We start from the raw sequence: 17,494 nt of genomic DNA, 5'->3' as shown, positions 1-17,494 counted from the left end.
TACTTGTGTGGCAGAATAGCGTGGTGTGACATACCGGAAGCTTTTGGAAGAGCTCGCGGGCAACCACAACATCTCCACTGGCTATTATTCTCAATCTGGCCAGTGGATTCATGTCTCGGATGCCACGCTGGAGTACACCCTTCGCGCACTCGATGTTCCGCTATCCGCAAACCCGGACGATGCGGAGCTAACCAACCTCCTTTATGTGGACTACCTGAAGCGGTCCTCCCGTCCCCTGCCGCCCACGGTCGTGGCAGTGAGTGGAATAGAAGCCTCCTTCGACGTGCACGTGCACCATGGCTCTACTGCGGAAGTATCGATTAAGCTGGAATCCGGTGAGACTCGCTCGGTGTATCAGGATGAGAATCTTGCTGCGCCCGTTGAGGTGGATGGCCAGTTGTGGGGCGAGGCCACCTTCCACATTCCCGGTGACTTGCCTTTAGGTTTCCACCATCTGGTCTTGGAATCAGATGGCTTTGACTCTGCCTATACTGCCCCGCTGATTATTACCCCTAAGCGCTTGACCACTGCAGATAAATTCCAGGAAGAGCCCGTGACGGGTGTTATGGCGCAGCTGTATTCAGTGCGCTCTGCGCAGTCTTGGGGCTCAGGAGACTTCGCAGACTTGGGTGAGTTGTCGCAGGTTGTGGCGAAGGAAGCCGGGGCGGATTATTTGCTGATTAATCCTCTGCACGCGGCAGAACCGGAACCTCCAATTGAAGACTCCCCTTATCTTCCCACCACCCGGCGCTTTATCAATCCGATCTATCTACGTATTGAGGATATTCCTGAGCTAGAACTGCTGGATGCCTCGCTGCGTGAAGATGTCGAGGAAATTGCAGCGGAATTTCGGGAAAGGAGTATCAGCGCCGAGTCGATTGAGCGCAATCCGATCTTTGAGGCAAAGCTTGCGGTCCTGCGTGAGCTGTGGGCACTAGAGCACACCGAAGCGCGGGTTTCTGCTTTCCGGGAGTTTACGCGCCGTGAAGGCACGGGCCTGGTGCGTTTTGCTCAGTGGTGTGCGGAGCGTGAAGCTCAAGTTGGCCGCCATGCGGTCAATGATGACTTGGATGATTCCATCGGGTTTTATTCCTGGCTGCAATTCTTGTGTGATGAGCAGCTGGCTGCCGCACAGGAAAAAGCATTGGCGGCGGGAATGAAGATTGGCATCATTACGGACTTGGCTGTGGGCGTGCACCCAGGTGGTGCGGATGCTGAAATCCTCAGCGAATATCTGGCGCCGCAGGCTTCAGTGGGTGCACCGCCAGATGACTATAACCAGCAGGGCCAGGACTGGTCCCAGCCGCCGTGGCACCCAGTGCACTTGGCGGAAGCTGGTTACCAGCCGTGGCGCGATATGCTCGCCGCTGTGCTGCGCAATGCCGGTGGTGTGCGCGTGGACCACATTTTGGGGCTCTTCCGTTTGTTCTGGATTCCGCGGATGTCCCCGCCCACCGAGGGCACGTATGTGGCTTATGACCATGAGGCCATGCTGGGCATCCTGGCGCTCGAAGTCGAGCGCGCCGGCGCAGTGGTCATCGGTGAAGATTTAGGCACCCTGGAGCCGTGGATTCAGCAGGTCCTGCAGGATAAAGGTTTCATGGGCACGTCCATCGTGTGGTTTGAGCGCGATGACAATGGCGCACCACTGCCCCAGGATCAGTATCGCACCCTGGCGTTGTCTTCGGTGGGCACGCATGATTTGCCGCCGACTCTGGCGTATTTGGGTGGTGACCACATCACGCTGCGAGACAGGCTTGGTCTGTTTACTCGTGACGTGGCGGAAGAGGAAGCAGAGGACCTGGACTTCCAGGCGCAGGTGCTGCATCTGATGTCAGATACGGGACTCTTGCCGCAGCGTGATTTTGAGAACCTTTCGCGCAAAGACCGTGGCAACCCAACGCAGTTGATGGGTGCGCTGCATGCTTTCATCGCCGGCACGCCTTCGGCGTTGACGTGCACCAACTTGGTCGACATGGTCGGTGATATTCGCGCGCAGAACCAGCCCGGTACCACCAATGAGCTTTATCCCAATTGGTGCATTCCTTTGTGCGATACCGAAGGCCAGCCAGTCCTCATTGAAGATCTGGCGCAGAATGCACTATTTAAGGCCATCGCGGCGGCCGCGACTAGAAGATAAGACCCCAGAGCGCAGCGAGAATAATCAGCAGGAACATCGCGCGTAGGGTCATCTTCACCCACGACTTTGGCAGAGCGCGCTTGCGCTTCACCACTGGTACCGGCGGTGCGGGTTCCGGGACGCTCTCGGTCTCGGATTCCTCATTCGCGCGCTCTGGATCCCATAGGCCCTCACGGGGGTCATAGCTCGGATCCAGGTTGAAAGGCTGAATATCATCAAAACCAACGCGCTCATTACCCTCACGTGATGGTTCTCGAGGGCTGGAAGAAGAATTCTGCGGCGTTGACACAGTGCTCTATCCTAGCCCTTTGTCATGGGCTTCGGCGAAATGGCTGCCCAACCTCGCTTGGTCCAGGTGGTACACACATCAATCAAGAAATTCAGCAGCAAAGCCAAAACCACCATCACTGGTATCCCCACCGCCATGATGGATATCAATTGCAGCCACACCGGCGCTGATGCCAACCATTGGGTAATCGCATCTGAAAATTCCACAAACCACGTCATCGTTATCTGACTTTATCGGATAACGGGGATTAATTAGCGCTACACTTGCTAATCATGTCTCACGTGCTTGTTCATGCGCCCGCTGGTATTTATCAGGGCTATCGCAAAGATGGTGTCGATTATTTCCACTCGGTGGAGTTTTTAGACCTTGAATCCCGCTTTGCGCCCTCGGCACCGCGAAAATTCGAGCCCACCCAGACTTTTGATGCAATCACCAAGCGGCCTGAAGAAATCGCGCTGTCTATTACGGCACCAGAAGATGCGAAGAATGGTTCTGATTATCCGGTCTTGGTGTATATCCACGGTGGCCGGTTTGAATCCGGCACGCATGAGGATCCGCGCGCCGATGGCACGGCGAATGCCTTGCAGGGCGTGGTCCAGGTGCAGCTGGGCTACCGCGTGGGTTTAGAGGGCCTGGTTCCTTTCAAGGGTGATGAGCCGCACCGCTACCGCGCGATAGATGATTGCCAGGTTGGCTTGGAGTGGATTCAGCGCAATATTGAAGCATTCGGCGGGGATCCCACTAATGTCACGCTCATAGGGCAGTCCGCTGGCGCGACCACTGCCCTATGGCTGACGCGCAAAGACCACTATCGCGGCGGTTTTCGCCGGGTGATTGCTCTCTCCCCGTGTTTTCCTCGGGAGCACTTTGATGCACGCAAGAATACGTTGCGCGCAGTCTTGGGCAAACCAATCACGCGGAAATCACTGGAAAATACATCCTCGAAGCGCAAGGCACGGGCGTTTAAGTGGTTCCGTACCCGCTATATCTTGGACATGGCGCTCGGTCCTGGACCTTTAGATACCAGTGAGCTGGCAGATGTCCCGCTTTTGCTGGCCTCTACTCGGGATGAGTTCTACAAAGACCAGGGCGGCATGTGGGCCGATAAGCGCAAGGATGGTTTCTTTAAAGACTGGATTATCAAAAAGACGATGCTTTTGATGGGCCTGCACAAAGAGTCTTATGACATCTGGAAATATGAGGCCGAGAAGATCGATAAGACCCGTCTGCTCGGTCGCGGAATTGGTGATTCCACCATTCGCCGCTGGGTCGCCCACGCCGGCGACAATGCGCCGGGCAAGACGTGGATGGTGGAATTTACCAAGTCCAGCAAACCGGCGCTGCACTGCGATGAGCTGCGCTATATCTTTGGCGTACATGCGCTCAAGGATGAAGATGCGCTGGCGGCATCATCCTCGAAGAAGTTGAATGAGTGGATTCAAAGCTTCATTCGCTCGGGAGTGCCTGACGGACTACCCGAGTATAAAGATGGTCATGATGTGCTTGATTTCAATTTAGAAACGGGTGAGCACCAACTGGTTCAGGGCACGCTGGACTATATTTATCCAGCGTTTCCAATGACCTCCGATGAGCTCTAGGCGCGTAACGCGTCTCTGAGCTCGCTTTCGGCGAGCTCTTCGACCATCCAGGGGGAGAATACGTCGGGGGCGGCGTCGACAGCGGAGATGAGCTTGTCGATCTCCAGCCAGATGAGGGAATCTACTTCCAGTGGGTTGGGTTCAAACTCGGCGCCGTCCTGCAGATGGGTGACGAAGACCGGGCAGATTTCATTTTCCACGATGCCGGAGGAATCCACGGCGCGATAGGAAAAGTCCGGCAGGACCTCGATTGGCTCGGTGAGCTGCTCCGTGTTGATGCCAAGCTCGAAAGCGGCACGCCGCAGGACGGCTTGCTCATTGGTCTCCCCGGGTGCGGGGTGGCCGCAGAAAGAATTAGTCCACACACCTGGCCAGGTTTGTTTGGTCAACGCGCGGCGGGTCAAAAGCACTTTTCCTCCGCGGAGAACCCACGCGGAGAACGCGAAGTGCAAGGGAGTATTAGCGGTGTGCACCGCCACTTTCTTCTCCGTGCCGGCAGGCTGGCCATTGTCATCTGCCAGGATGACTACTTCTTCATCCATCTCAGCCATTTCAGCATTGCTCATCACAGGTTCATGTCTCCTTCCCAGACCACGTTGCCGATGCTCAAACGCGCATTCCATAAATTGCCCGGCGCGACATCAAAGCGGTACTGCAGATTGGTCGACGCGCCCGCGCCGAGTGGCCTATCCAGCCCAGGCGCCATCAGGTTGGTGTTGACTTCCGGGTCATAAGGCAGCTGTTCCACCTCGGTCCAGCCGCCATTGCCATCGGCAAGTTCGAGGACGGGATCGGTGATGGCATCGGCAGGCAATGTCACCTCATTGTCATTGCGGACCTTAATCGTGATGACGGAGCCGGTGATATTGTCCTGGTACGCACCCTGGTTCCACCAGGTCACGCCCAAGCCGGCGTCTTCTACTGGGGTGGTGAGATCACCGGTGACCAGTTCATCATCGACGTCTTCAGCCTGGTATTCAGGCTGCGCAGAAGTGCTGACCACCAAGTCATCATCCGGGCCTAGTCCGGTATCTTCGGGTTCCAAAAAAGAACAGCCCGCCAGGACAATTCCAGCCAAGCTGATGCTGGCTATGGCGGATACTATGGCACGGGAATGTTGCACTGGAGGATCGTTTCCCTTCTAACATGACGCAAACTTCTTAAACCGCAGCTTAGTCTACCCACTCACAATCATGGGCATCGATTGCTCTTAGATGGCATACTTTCCCTTCTGATATCCCCCATGAGCAATCATTTAAATTAAATAACTTTTGGAGTAGTACTTAGTGAATTCCCTGGCCAAAATTCTAAGAAATGCCCAAGCATTATGGCCCTTTTATGTCGGCGTCATCATTACCTCTGCTGTGGGTGCGGCATTGGCATTGGCGTCGCCGTTTATTGTCCGCGAAGCAACCGACACCATCGTTGAGTCCCTGCAGGGCAACGTGGCGGTTTCTGCGGCGCTTGCCACCGTCATTGGTTTTGCGTTGCTTTTGCTTTTGGCGGACTCGCTCAATGGCGTTATCAATAATGTTGGCGGGTATATCGGCGATGTGATGATTTCGCGGCTGAGGCAGATTCTGTCCACGCGCTATTATGCCAAGCTGCTGTCTTTGCCCCAAGGCTACTATGACAACCAGGTCACGGGCACAATCATCGCGCGCTTGGACCGCTCGATCATGTTTATCACGCAATTTCTGCAGTCTTTTGCCAATAATTTCTTCACGATGATCATTCAGGTCATCGCGATCTTGATTATTACCGCTTTCTATTATTGGCCACTGGCTATTCTGCTGGCCGTGCTCTTTCCTATCTATATGGTGCTGACCACGCTGACCTCTAAGCGCTGGTTGAAGTTTGAGTCCACCAAGAATGAGCACATTGATATTGCCAATGGCCGCTTCGCCGAAGTTGTGGGCCAGATGAAGGTGACCAAGTCCTTTGTGGCTGAGGTACGCGAGCTAGACGGCTTTTCCTCGCATTACCGCGGCTATGTGGACACCACGCGCCCACAGTCGCGCTGGTGGCACACCATGGATGCGCTGCGCAGCTTATCGATGGCCCTGGTCTTCTTCGGGATCTATGCGGTCATTTTCTGGCGCACGCTCGAGGGACATTTCTCCATCGGTGACATGGTCATGCTGATTCAGATGGTGACCATGGCCAAGCAGCCGGTCTTCATGATGAGCTGGATGGTTGATGCCGCCCAGCGCGCCATTGGTGGATCGCGAGAATACTTCGAGGTCATGGAACAAGAAGTAGAACCCACCGTGGATAAGGTGCTGGTTCACGCCACCCATGCGATTAATGAGCCACAGCTCAATACCACCCAGGTTGATCCGCTGCCTCTTCCTGCAGATGAATCCGAGCCGATCTTTGCTTTCGATGATGTGACTTTTGCGTATGAGGAAGATAAGCCGGTCATTAAAGGTGTGAGCTTTGAAGCTAAGCGCGGTGAGAAGGTCGCGCTCGTGGGTGAATCCGGTGGCGGTAAGTCCACGCTGGTCAACCTCATCTTGGGCCTGTATCAGCCAAGTGATGGCCAGCTCAATGTGCTCGGTCACGATGCGGCGGATCTGACGGCGGCGCGGCTTCGGGCATCGGTAGGCGTGGTGTTCCAGGAGGCCTTCTTATTCTCCGGTTCGATTCGCGAGAATATTGCCTATGGCAAGCCCGGTGCCACGATGGAAGAAATCATCACGGTGGCCAAGCGAGCCAATGCACATGAGTTCATTGAGGCTTTCCCCGATGGCTATGAAACGGTCATCGGTGAGCGCGGCTTGCGTCTTTCTGGCGGCCAGAAGCAGCGCGTGGCAGTTGCGCGCGCGATGCTGAAAGACGCTCCTATCTTGGTCTTGGATGAGGCAACCTCGGCGCTGGATACCAAGTCGGAGCGCGCGGTACAGGCGGGTTTGGAAGAGTTGATGAAAGACCGCACCACGTTGATCATCGCCCACCGCCTATCCACCATTGCCAATGTGGATACCATCATCACGCTGGATAAGGGCAGCGTGGATGAAATGGGATCGCCCGCGCACCTGTCCACTACCGGTGGCATTTATGCACAGCTGCTGCAACTGACTGCATCTTCTTCCGCAGCTGACCGCGCGCGATTGAAGAAGTATGGCATCTCCCATGAATCTGAAGAAGCACAGGAGGAATCAGAGGTTTAGGCTAGTAAGCATGAAGTTTCCTAGCCAACAAGAATTACGAGCACGTTTTACCCGCAAATGGACTCAATTTGAGCCTGATGTCCTGCCGCTGCATATTGCTGAATCTGACTTCCCCACCGCACCCGCGGTCAAGAAGGTCATTACGGACTATGCCGAGCGTGAATGCTTCGGTTATAGCCCAGCGGTAGGTTCTGTGGGACTGGGTGAGGCAGTCGCTGATTTCCATGAAAACCGCTATGGCTGGCACCCAGATCCGAAGAAGGTGTTCTGGATTGGGGATGTTGTCCGCGGCATGCTGCTGGGCATCCAATACTTCACCCGGCCTGATTCACCCGTCGTGGTGCCCGTTCCGGCATACCCTCCTTTCTTGGAGCTGCCTGCCGCTGCCGGCCGCGAGCGCATTGATGTCCCAGTAACTGAGACCGGCCTGGATTTAGATGCCATCGAGAAGGCTTTCGCTGATGGCGCTGGCTCCATCTTGTTGGCTAATCCTTATAATCCTTTGGGCTTCGTCTTTGATGAAGAGCACTTAAGCGTATTGGTCGCCCTGGCTGATAAATATGGTGCCCGCATCTTGTCTGATGAGATCCACGCGCCGCTCGTTCTAGATGGCCAGCACATCTCGATTGCTGGTCTCTCTGAGACTGCCGCCAATGTCACCATGACCGTCACCGCAACGTCGAAGGCATGGAATTTCGCGGGGCTGAAGTGCGCGCAGATCATCTTCTCCAATGACAAAGACATTGAGACGTGGAATCAGATGACGCATGTGGCCAAAGATGGCGTCGGCACGCTCGGCATCTTGGCTGCGGAAGCTGCCTACCGTGATGGTCTGGACCACCTGGAGGCGCAAGTTGATTACCTGCGTGAGACCCGTGACTGGCTGGTAGAAGAGCTGCCCAAGCGCATTCCGGGAATCCGCACATCGCATCCATCGGCGACGTATCTTTTGTGGTTGGATTTCCGCGATACGGCGCTCGGCGATAATGACTATCCTGCTGCATGGCTGCTTCAGCATGCCCGCGTGGCCTTTAATGAGGGCGTGACTTTTGGTGAGCTCGGCAAGGGCCAGGCGCGCCTGAACTTTGCTACTTCACGTGAAATCTTGGAGGAAGCGATCGATCGCGTGGCAAAAGCTATCGAATCGATTAAGTAACCCCTGTAATTGCCATCCCACCCTGCGGAAAGTAGTATCCCACCTATTGATAAATCGTTCCTACTATTTTTCGAAGGGTCTGGGTAACGCTTTATGGCTGACACGGCCACACCTAAAAAGTTCTCGCCACTGATGACCATCGTGTTCGCATCATTGATGCTCTTTTCGATGTTCTTTGGCGCAGGCAACCTGATCTTCCCGCCAATCGTGGGCGTGAGCTCCGGCACCAACTTCTGGCCTGCCATCATCGGCTTCCTGATCGCCGGCGTGCTGCTGCCCGTCGCAGCGATCATCGCCGTGGCTGTCTCCGGCTACAGCGTCCGTGACCTCGCGTCCCGCGGCGGTGCCTTCTTCGGCGTCGTTTTCTCCGTCATGGCTTACCTGTCTATCGGCGCGTTTTATGCTCTGCCGCGTACCGGCGCTGTCGCGATGGAAACCGCTATTACCCCGCTCTTTGGCTGGGAAGGGACCGCGGCTAATGGCATCTTCAACATCATCTTCTTTGGTGTTGCTCTAGCGCTGTCGTGGAAGCCCAATGCGATTATTGACGTTCTGGGGCGCTTCTTGACCCCAGCGCTGGTGATTTTGCTGGTCATCCTGATCACCCTGGCTGTCACCAACTATGAGCGCATTCCGGGCACGCCAACTGAAGCTTATGCGGATAACCCAATGGTTACTGGCCTTTTTGAGGGCTATAACACCATGGATGCCATCGCCGGCCTGGCATTCGGCATCGTAATTATTGCGTCCCTGCGTTCCAAGGGCTTCGGCTCTGGCGGCACCTTGGTGCGCTCCACCATCATCACCGGCATCATCGCCGGTGTCCTGCTGGCGGCTATCTACTTGGGTCTCGGCTACATGGCACAGACCCTGCCTGATGGCCAAAGCTATGAATCAGGTGCAGCCCTGCTGGCTGACTCGGCCAACCTGACCATGGGCACTCCCGGCCAATTCGTCTTCGCGCTGATCGTGATCCTCGCATGTCTGACCACCGCGGTGGGCCTGATTTCTTCTACCTCTGAGTTCTTCAGCCAGCTGGTACCAAAGATGGGCTACCGCACCTGGGCCATCCTCTTTACGCTGCTGTCCATCTTCATGGCTTTCCGCGGCCTGGATGCAGTCCTTGCTGTTGCTGTTCCTTTCATCGTGTTCTTGTACCCACCAGCAATCACCCTGATTGTCATGACCCTGGTCCAGCCACTCGTGCGCAAGGCCGTGGGCTTCTACTGGGCTTACCGCCTGGCACTGTGGGTCTCGGTGCTCTGGTCCGCGCTGACTACCTTTGCCGCGCAGGGCTGGGGAACAAATGTCCTCGAACCTGTGTTGAACCTATCGCCGGGTCAGGATCTTGACCTGGGCTGGATTGTTCCAACGTTCATCGCATTAGTCATCGGCGTTCTCATCGATGTCTTTGCCAAAAATGCGGACCGTGAGGAACCGCTGGCCAAGACCACGGACTAGCATTCAATCCCAAGCTCCTACCCTGCACAGGTTAGGAGCTTTCCTTTTGCGTACATGTAGCTAATTGATTTGGAGAAGAATACATATGACCGCACGTACTTCACGCGCACACCTTTCCGTCCTGGATTTTTGCACCATCTATGAGGGTGAGTCCGCGCATGCTTCCATCCAACATTCAGTGGACTTGGCACAGCGCGCAGAAGAATTGGGCTATTCGCGTATTTGGTATACCGAGCACCACAACATGCCTTCCATTAGTTCTTCTTCCCCCGCGGTCCTGATTGCGCATATTGGCGCCAAGACTAACTCCATCCGTCTCGGTGCCGGCGGCATCATGCTGCCTAACCACTCCCCTTATGTCATCGCCGAGCAATTCGGCACGCTTGAAGAGATGTACCCGGACCGTATTGATCTCGGCCTGGGCCGCGCACCCGGCACGGATGCGCAGACCCTAGGTCGTGCTCTGCGCCGTGATTTCAACGCAGCGGAGCGTTTCCCTGAGGATGTGCGCGAGCTGCAGGCCTACTTGGCCGATAACTCCCCCATCCCGGGCGTGCAGGCGGTCCCCGGTGCGGGCACCAATGTGCCGCTGTATATCTTGGGCTCTTCCATGTTCGGCGCTTCTTTGGCCGCCAAGTATGGCCTGCCTTATGCTTTTGCTTCCCACTTCGCGCCACAGCACTTAGAGGCCGCAACGCAGTACTACCGCGAGAATTTCCAGCCCTCGGAATTCTTGGATGCTCCTTATGTCATCGCCGGTGTGAATGTCACCGCCGCAGACACGGTGGAGGCAGCCGAGGAGTTATGGGAGCAGGTTTGCCGTAACCGCATCCGCATGATGGTTGGACGTGGCCGCATGCTTACCGATGACCAGGTGGAGCAGATCATCTCCTCCGGCCAGGGTCAGCAGGTTCTGGACATGCTGCGCTACTCCGCAGTGGGTACGGCCACCGAGGTACGTGATTACTTGGATCACTTCCAGCAGATTTCCGGTGCGGATGAGTTGATGATTTCTCTGCAGGCGACCTCCCGTGAGACCACGCTGAGCGGTCTGGGTATCTTGGCTCAGGCGTGGGAGCTGGATCCAGAAAAGGTCGCTAGCCGCCCTGGGTACACACTTTCCTAGTTTTCGCCACACTAGGGGTAGTTTCCCTGGTGTGACCAGCTGTCTCCTTCTTTCATAAATACCCCCAAAAGAGTGAAGTTCAGCACAATATTATTTCTTCCCATTTTCGCGCGATGGGAAGCTGAACTATCCAATTCCTATTGAACGTGAATCAATATGCCCCATAGCCTGTAGTTACTCCTATAACTACAGGCTTAATCGCACCCAATTCCATTCATCGATAGACGTCAATATGTCTAGAATTATGGACACCTTTAGATTGATTACGTTTGTTCACCATTGATTTCCAATTGTTCCCAGACCGTCAGTCAATCGCCTGCATGAGCTGGAAATTTTTACAACTATTGGTCGACAAAGAAGCAAAGCTTCAGGATTCCATTTTGGCACAGTTCATGCCAGTTCTGTCTCAAAACGATTACATCAAGGTTGCAGCTGGGGATCACTTGCCTTACTCTGAGGGCAATAGAAATACGCCGCTGGCTATATAAATTTACCCAACTCACTGGGACTTTCATTGGCCTATCTAGAATTCAATTAAAGTAAGACCACGACGTTATAGCCAGCGTCATATTCTGTGTTAAAAAATTGCTATAAATATTTCTTCATTCAAGGAACCACCTTGTGGCCCTGCCAGTCCACAATTATAAAGACAGTGTTTTAGCAAGACTTTCTTTAACCTGCCATACATAACCATCGGTAGTTGCCCCAGTTGCACTGGAGCAGCTCACCATCTTCGACATATAAAGATCCCTTCCAGCCTTATCAAGGCTTTATAAGGATCTATGAAGAAAAGAGGAGCCAAATTTCAATGTCTGCCCGCCGAGCACCTCAGCAGCACATTAAGATCGCCGAACATCTCAGGGGAAAGATCCTCTCGGGTGAGATTCCTGCGGGTAGCCTCTTGCCTTCTGAGGCAGAGCTCTGCGAGGAATTTAGCACCTCCCGCGGCCCAGTCCGCCAGGCATTGGCATCTCTGCGCACCGAGGGTTTGATCTCTTCCGGGCGCGGCCGCCGTTCTGTGGTTCTTCCGCATGAGAAGACGGAGACCTTTGAGACCTTCATTTCCAACTTCGAGTGGATTGAGTCCAATGGCTGGGAAGCCACCTCTAAGACCCTCTGGATGGCGCGCTGCCCAGCCCCAGCAGATGTTGCTGAGAAGCTAGCCATCAATGATGCTGACCCAGTAGTCTTCTTGCACCGTGTGCGCTATGCCAATGGCGTGCCCATCGCCGTGGAGCGTAGCTACTTCACCCTTCCGGTGGGAAAGCATGTTCTCTACATGGACCCAGACCAAGGTTCTTTGCACGCCAAGTTGCGCGATGTCGGCGTGGGCCTAGATCATGGCCGCCGCGAAATGTTTGGCCGCGCATTTTTGCCTGAGGACTGCGAGCAACTCGGTCTCGAGCCCGGCTCAGTCGGCATGGTCTCCCAGCTCTCTTTGTCTGATCACAATGGCCATCCAGTGGAGTACACGGAAATGCACCATGTCTTTGAAGGCATTACGCTGACCTACAACTACATCGCGGGGACGCCTTCCCCACTGGATATCTCAGTGCGTCACTCCGACCGTTATGAAAAATAGTCACTGCTGATAGGCACAAGATTGCGCATTTTCATCGCGCATTCGTTACTCTGCCTATATGCTCGTGACTTCCGGAAGCATCAAGCGCTTCCTGTATCTCCCCGCCAGCGTTTTCATGGCCGCAACGTTACTTGTCGGCTGCGCTGCGGGGCATACTGCTGTGGTGGCCCCTAGTGAGTCTTCAAACTCGTCGATTTCTATCGCCACCACCTCCGCGGCAAACTCTTTGGACTTCACCACCACCGGCGGCGCCGCCATCCCCGCAGCACTCATGGACAATGTCTATGAAACCCTGGTCACCATTGACCCGGAATCCGGTGAGATCATCCCGCGGTTGGCATCTTCCTGGGATATCTCCGATGATGCCCGCACCTATACTTTTCACCTGCGCGATGATGTGGAATTTAGCAATGGTGATGCTTTCACCGCCCACACCGCAGAATTTTCCATTGAGTACGTCAAAAATGAGTGGACCAATGGCATTGCCTCCCAAATGGCTCCCGTTGAATCCACCGAAGTCATCGATGAACACACGCTTCAGGTCACCCTCTCCCAGCCTTCCCAGTCCTGGCTATGGAATATGTCCACCGCTATCGGAGCCATGATGACGCCCACCGCCATCGATAAGCTTGCCACCGAACCGATTGGCACTGGGCCTTATCAGCTCAAGCAATTTTCCACCGGCGAGTTCATCGCGCTTAAGCCTCACCATGATTATTGGAGTACGCCTGCTGCAAATGATGTCACCATCTCCTATTACCCGGATGCATTGAGCTCCATCAATGCTCTGCAGGCCGGCCAGGTCGAGGTGGTCTGGGCCATGCAAACCCCGGAGCTGCTCAATACTCTTCCTGAAGCCTTCAACGTGGAAGTGGGCACCACCAATGGTGAGATCTTGCTATCGATGAATAATAACACCGCGCCTTTTGATGACCCACGGGTGCGCCAAGCAGTCTCCTATGGCGTGGACCGTGAAGCACTCAATGAAGTCTTGTGGGAAGGTCTAGCCGCTGATACCGGTGGTGCCCCTGTCCCGCCCACTGACCCGTGGTTTACCGATGAGAACTTCTATAAGTTCGACCCTGAGCGCGCAAAGGCGCTTATGGATGAATCCGGGGCCACCGGCGCTCCCCTCACTCTGACGATTCCCACCGTGCCCTATGCCCAGACCGCATCGGAATTGCTCTACTCGCAGCTGACCGATATCGGATTCGATGTCACGCTCGAGACCGCTGAGTTCCCCGCTGTGTGGCTGGGCCAGGTCATGGGCGCGCAGGATTATCAGATGTCGCTGATTGCGCACGTGGAACCGCACGATATCCCTGTGCTTTTTGGTGATCCCGATTATTACTTGGGCTATGACTCTGAGAGCACCAGGAAATTGCTCACAGAAGCAGATACCGCGACCTCGACTGAGCAGTATCACGACACCATGGAGCAGGCCGTTGCCAACATCATGTCCGATGCCGGTGCGCTGACCTTGATGAATATGCCCAATATCGTGATTTCAGACCCGGCTATCTCGGGTCTTGAGACCAACTCTATTACGGATGCAATGATTCTGCGCAACCTCGAATCTAAGGATGCCTCATGACGTTTCTCAAGCTCATTGGGCGTTATCTCATAACTCTTTTCGCCGCCTCCATCATCATTTTCCTGCTCATGCGTGCAGTCCCCGGCAACCCGGCGCGCGTGGCCCTGGGCGTCAACGCCACTGAGGATGCCGTCGCGGAGCTCACCACTTCAATGGGTCTGGATCGTCCGCTGATTACCCAATATGCCGAATGGATGGGTGGGTTGCTCACCGGTAACTTCGGTACCTCGCTGGCCTCACAACAAGACATCACAGTGCAAGTACTCGACCGCGCGCAGGTCTCCCTCATCTTGGTTTCTTGCGCGCTCATCCTGGCACTGGCCATCGCCATTCCCGTCGGCATGTGGACTGCCACCAAGCGGACCCAGTTGGATGCCACTATTGTCACCGCACTGACTCAGGTCGGCATCGCGATTCCCAACTTCCTCGTCGGTATTGTGCTCATCGCGTTTTTCTCCATCAATCTCGGGTGGCTGCCGGCTAATGGCTGGGTACCACCGAACCAGGGTTTTGCGGATTTCCTCGCGCATCTCATCATGCCGGTCTGTGCGCTCGCGCTCGTCCAAGGTGCGGTGCTATCGCGTTATGTGCGTTCAGCGATTATCGATGTCATGGATCAAGACTTCATTCGCACCGCACGCGCCTTGGGCAAGTCCCCGGCGCAAGCACTATGGCGCCATGGCCTGCGCAATGCTGCGCTGCCCGTGCTGACTGTGGCCGGTCTGCAATTTACGACGCTGATTGTCGGCGCCGTGGTCATTGAGTCCGTCTTTGTCATTCCTGGTCTAGGCTCCATGCTCTTGGATGCGGTCTCCGTACGTGATCTCACCACAGTGCAATCTCTCGTCATGCTGCTGGTGGCGTTTACGCTCACGATTAATGTGCTGACTGACGCCGCCTATCGTCTCATTGATCCCCGCCTGCGCGAAGGAGCACGCTCATGAAAACACTCCAGCGCCTTCCGCTGACCGGAATCATTGGGCTGGTTATTGTCAGCCTCACCATCCTGACCGCACTCATCTCCCTGGTGTGGACACCTTATGATCCCCTCGCCGCTTTGCCGGCCGATCGCCTGGAGTCCTCCAGCACCTCACATTTGCTCGGCACTGATCGCTTCGGCCGCGACGTGCTTTCACGACTCATGGTCGGTGCGCAAATCACGCTCTTTGTCGGATTGGTGGCCGTCACTATCGCCGCGGTCATCGGCGTTCCGCTCGGCATTATCGCCGGGATGAGAAACGGCAAGCTTGCCGATGCCCTCATTATGCACGGCGCCGACCTCATGCTCGCCTTCCCCGCCCTGCTGCTCGCCATCATCGCCGGCGCTATCTGGGGACCGTCGACGCTCTCCGCCATGATTGCCATCGGTATCGCCGGCATTCCTTCCTTCGCGCGCATCGCACGTTCCGGCACCCTGCAGGTCATGTCCCAAGACTTCATCGACTCGGCCAAAGTCTCGAAGGTTCCCGCCGCCACTATCGCCACCCGCCACGTGCTGCCGAATATCACCGGCCTTATCATCATCCAAGCCTCGGTCTACTTCGCGCTCGCGATTCTTGCTGAAGCCGCTCTCAGTTACTTGGGCCTGGGTACCGCACCTCCCGCCGCGTCCTGGGGGCGCATGCTCCAAGATGCCCAATCGCTGCTCTCTATCCACCCAGGTCTTACCCTCTGGCCCGGCCTTGCCATCGCACTAACCGTGCTCGGGTTCAATCTTTTGGGCGATGGACTGCGTGATGTCCTTGACCCGCGCCAGCAGAAGGCGAGGAACTAAAAAGTGAATAACTTACTCGAAGTCACCAACCTGAAAATCACCACTGGCTCCAAGGAACTGCTCCATGGAATAACCTTCACCATTCGGCCTGGCCAACGCCTCGGGCTGATTGGTGAATCCGGTTCCGGCAAGTCGCTCACCGCACTGTCCATCATTGGACTGCTTCCGCACACGCTGACTGCGTCTGGCTCCATCATCTTTGATGGCACTGAGCTCACGTCCTTGCTAGAGCGCCGCATGCAGAAACTACGCGGCAGGCGCATCGCCATGATCTTCCAAGAACCCATGAGCGCGCTGGATCCCTTGATGAAAATCTCAAAGCAGATTCCTGGACCAGCTCACCAATTGCTGTCCGAAGTCGGTTTGGATGCTTCTTTTGCATCCCGCTACCCGCATCAGCTTTCGGGCGGTCAGCGCCAGCGCGTCATGATTGCCATGGCTCTGGCTCAAGACCCCGATCTGCTGATCTGCGATGAACCGACCACCGCGCTTGATGCCACCACCCAAGCAGAGATTCTCTCCCTCATTGAGTCCCTGGTTGAGAGCCGCGGCCTCTCACTGCTGTTCATCACCCATGACCTGGGCGTGGTTGCACGAATGTGCACGGAAACCCTGGTCATGAATGAAGGCAGCATTGTCGAAAGCAATAGCACCGCTGAGCTGCTGAAGAACCCGCAGCACGATTACACCAAGCAACTCATCGCTGCATCGAAGCTCGGCACTGCCACTGACTCCACGTCTTCGACTGACGTCGCTATCTCCTTAAGCGAGCTGACCAAGACGTATAGCTCCACCATCGCCGTCAATGACATCTCCCTCGATATCACCCGCGGTAGCCGCTGGGGCATTGTCGGCGGTTCGGGTTCCGGTAAGACCACGCTCATTAAAATGATTGCGGGTCTCATTTCGCCGACCTCTGGTACCTGCCGCACTGATGGCTCTATCCAGATGGTCTTCCAAGACCCCCAAGGTTCCCTGAATCCCCGCATGGCAATCGGCAATATCATCGCCGAAGGACTTGGCCGATACGATGCGGCCAAAATCAGCGAAGCGCTCATGTCCGTTGGCCTTGATGCTGACGATGCCGCGAAATACCCGCATCAATTCTCTGGTGGTCAGCGCCAGCGCATCTCTATTGCGCGCGCAATTATTGGAGGCCCCGATATTTTGCTGGCTGATGAAGCTGTCTCCGCTTTGGATGTCTCCGTCCGCGCGCAAATCCTTAAGCTTTTAAACCAGCTGGTCGAAGAACTCGATCTGACCTTGGTCTTCATTTCCCATGATTTGGGCGTCGTCAAAGCGCTGTGTACGCACGTCGCCGTGATGCACAATGGCGAAATCGTGGAGCAAGGCCCCACTAGTCAGATCTGGGAATCCCCCACCGAGGACTACACCAAGCAGCTTTTAGCTGGAGTGCACATCCAATAAGAAGCTGCCGTCCAGCAGGTGTTCTTCATGGTACTCAAAGACAGAAAACGCCTCTTCGAGTGAGGCCATCTCTGACTGGGAACGATGATTAAACAAGCCCATGTTCACGGACCCACTTTCACTTCGAGCTTTAAGGAAATATTCCGCTGTCTAATATAGCTCACATTCATGTT

The 17,494-nt window shown here is 55.4% G+C and carries 16 protein-coding genes; 12 read left to right on the top strand and 4 right to left on the bottom strand.

Translation table 11 applies throughout. From position 1 onward, the window contains the following. The first annotated feature begins 25 nt into the window (after positions 1–25). The gene (gene malQ / locus ACG98I_RS04535) at positions 26–2,140 is read left to right on the top strand and encodes a 4-alpha-glucanotransferase (protein ID WP_394718733.1); all 2,115 of its coding nucleotides are present in this window, start codon (positions 26–28) and stop codon (positions 2,138–2,140) included. Here malQ and ACG98I_RS04530 read toward each other — a convergent pair. Both ACG98I_RS04530 and ACG98I_RS04525 read right to left on the bottom strand, forming a co-directional pair. Further along, positions 2,130–2,429, bottom strand: coding sequence for a hypothetical protein (locus tag ACG98I_RS04530; RefSeq protein WP_394718732.1), 300 nt, complete (start codon positions 2,427–2,429; stop codon positions 2,130–2,132). The two genes, malQ and ACG98I_RS04530, sit on opposite strands and share 11 nt — an antisense overlap. 11 nt (positions 2,430–2,440) lie before the next feature. Next, complete coding sequence (locus ACG98I_RS04525) at positions 2,441–2,647, bottom strand: hypothetical protein (protein WP_394718730.1); 207 nt, start codon at positions 2,645–2,647, stop codon at positions 2,441–2,443. Positions 2,648–2,701: 54 nt separating this feature from the next. Between ACG98I_RS04525 and ACG98I_RS04520 the strand changes: the two genes are divergently transcribed. Next, the gene (locus ACG98I_RS04520; protein WP_394718729.1) at positions 2,702–4,027 is read left to right on the top strand and encodes a carboxylesterase family protein; all 1,326 of its coding nucleotides are present in this window, start codon (positions 2,702–2,704) and stop codon (positions 4,025–4,027) included. Here ACG98I_RS04520 and idi read toward each other — a convergent pair. Both idi and ACG98I_RS04510 read right to left on the bottom strand, forming a co-directional pair. Beyond that, entirely contained in the window at positions 4,024–4,593 is a 570-nt protein-coding gene (gene idi, locus ACG98I_RS04515) for an isopentenyl-diphosphate Delta-isomerase (RefSeq protein WP_394718727.1), read from the bottom strand. The two genes, ACG98I_RS04520 and idi, sit on opposite strands and share 4 nt — an antisense overlap. Beyond that, positions 4,593–5,150: a hypothetical protein gene (locus tag ACG98I_RS04510; protein ID WP_394718726.1), complete on the bottom strand. Its 558-nt coding sequence runs from the start codon at positions 5,148–5,150 to the stop codon at positions 4,593–4,595. The genes idi and ACG98I_RS04510 overlap by 1 nt, the downstream gene beginning before the upstream one ends. Positions 5,151–5,313: 163 nt before the next feature. Between ACG98I_RS04510 and ACG98I_RS04505 the strand changes: the two genes are divergently transcribed. The 10 genes from ACG98I_RS04505 (at position 5,314) to ACG98I_RS04460 (ending at position 17,321) form a co-directional block, all read left to right on the top strand. Next, on the top strand, positions 5,314–7,200 hold the full coding sequence (locus ACG98I_RS04505; protein WP_394718724.1) for an ABC transporter ATP-binding protein: 1,887 nt from the start codon (positions 5,314–5,316) through the stop codon (positions 7,198–7,200). Between the two features lie 10 nt (positions 7,201–7,210). After that, positions 7,211–8,356 carry a MalY/PatB family protein gene (locus ACG98I_RS04500; RefSeq protein ID WP_394718722.1) on the top strand — a complete coding sequence of 382 codons (1,146 nt, stop codon included), beginning with the start codon at positions 7,211–7,213 and terminating at the stop codon, positions 8,354–8,356. A gap of 93 nt (positions 8,357–8,449) precedes the next feature. Beyond that, positions 8,450–9,817 carry a branched-chain amino acid transport system II carrier protein gene (gene brnQ, locus ACG98I_RS04495; protein ID WP_394718720.1) on the top strand — a complete coding sequence of 456 codons (1,368 nt, stop codon included), beginning with the start codon at positions 8,450–8,452 and terminating at the stop codon, positions 9,815–9,817. A gap of 85 nt (positions 9,818–9,902) precedes the next feature. Next, entirely contained in the window at positions 9,903–10,943 is a 1,041-nt protein-coding gene (locus ACG98I_RS04490) for an LLM class flavin-dependent oxidoreductase (RefSeq protein WP_394718719.1), read from the top strand. Between the two features lie 269 nt (positions 10,944–11,212). Continuing rightward, positions 11,213–11,431 (top strand): hypothetical protein, encoded by a 219-nt coding sequence (locus ACG98I_RS04485; RefSeq protein WP_394718717.1) that lies wholly within the window; start codon positions 11,213–11,215, stop codon positions 11,429–11,431. A 320-nt stretch (positions 11,432–11,751) separates the two neighbouring features. Then, a complete protein-coding gene (locus tag ACG98I_RS04480) occupies positions 11,752–12,525 on the top strand; it encodes a GntR family transcriptional regulator (RefSeq protein WP_394718715.1) in 774 nt (257 codons plus the stop codon). 58 nt (positions 12,526–12,583) lie between these two features. Next, positions 12,584–14,119 carry an ABC transporter substrate-binding protein gene (locus ACG98I_RS04475; RefSeq protein ID WP_394718713.1) on the top strand — a complete coding sequence of 512 codons (1,536 nt, stop codon included), beginning with the start codon at positions 12,584–12,586 and terminating at the stop codon, positions 14,117–14,119. Beyond that, positions 14,116–15,063, top strand: a complete 948-nt coding sequence (locus ACG98I_RS04470; protein WP_394718712.1) for an ABC transporter permease — start codon at positions 14,116–14,118, stop codon at positions 15,061–15,063. Before ACG98I_RS04475 ends, ACG98I_RS04470 begins: the two co-directional genes overlap by 4 nt. Next, a complete protein-coding gene (locus ACG98I_RS04465; protein WP_394718710.1) occupies positions 15,060–15,893 on the top strand; it encodes an ABC transporter permease in 834 nt (277 codons plus the stop codon). Before ACG98I_RS04470 ends, ACG98I_RS04465 begins: the two co-directional genes overlap by 4 nt. 3 nt (positions 15,894–15,896) lie before the next feature. Continuing rightward, complete coding sequence (locus ACG98I_RS04460; protein ID WP_394718708.1) at positions 15,897–17,321, top strand: ATP-binding cassette domain-containing protein; 1,425 nt, start codon at positions 15,897–15,899, stop codon at positions 17,319–17,321. Positions 17,322–17,494: the final 173 nt, after the last annotated feature.

This window comes from Corynebacterium sp. L4757 (genome assembly GCF_043673995.1).
Classification (GTDB): domain Bacteria; phylum Actinomycetota; class Actinomycetes; order Mycobacteriales; family Mycobacteriaceae; genus Corynebacterium.
Note: the sequence above shows the minus strand (reverse complement) of the source record. Positions and strands in the feature narration are given on the sequence as shown.

Excerpts from the sequence above, each read along its gene's own strand:
- ACG98I_RS04525 (WP_394718730.1), bottom strand. The coding sequence starts at position 2,647 with ATGACGTGGTTTGTGGAATTTTCAGATGCGATTACCCAATGGTTGGCA.
- ACG98I_RS04520 (WP_394718729.1), top strand. The coding sequence starts at position 2,702 with ATGTCTCACGTGCTTGTTCATGCGCCCGCTGGTATTTATCAGGGCTAT.
- idi (WP_394718727.1), bottom strand. The coding sequence starts at position 4,593 with ATGAGCAATGCTGAAATGGCTGAGATGGATGAAGAAGTAGTCATCCTG.
- ACG98I_RS04500 (WP_394718722.1), top strand. The coding sequence starts at position 7,211 with ATGAAGTTTCCTAGCCAACAAGAATTACGAGCACGTTTTACCCGCAAA.
- brnQ (WP_394718720.1), top strand. The coding sequence starts at position 8,450 with ATGGCTGACACGGCCACACCTAAAAAGTTCTCGCCACTGATGACCATC.
- ACG98I_RS04490 (WP_394718719.1), top strand. The coding sequence starts at position 9,903 with ATGACCGCACGTACTTCACGCGCACACCTTTCCGTCCTGGATTTTTGC.
- ACG98I_RS04480 (WP_394718715.1), top strand. The coding sequence starts at position 11,752 with ATGTCTGCCCGCCGAGCACCTCAGCAGCACATTAAGATCGCCGAACAT.
- ACG98I_RS04475 (WP_394718713.1), top strand. The coding sequence starts at position 12,584 with ATGCTCGTGACTTCCGGAAGCATCAAGCGCTTCCTGTATCTCCCCGCC.
- ACG98I_RS04470 (WP_394718712.1), top strand. The coding sequence starts at position 14,116 with ATGACGTTTCTCAAGCTCATTGGGCGTTATCTCATAACTCTTTTCGCC.
- ACG98I_RS04465 (WP_394718710.1), top strand. The coding sequence starts at position 15,060 with ATGAAAACACTCCAGCGCCTTCCGCTGACCGGAATCATTGGGCTGGTT.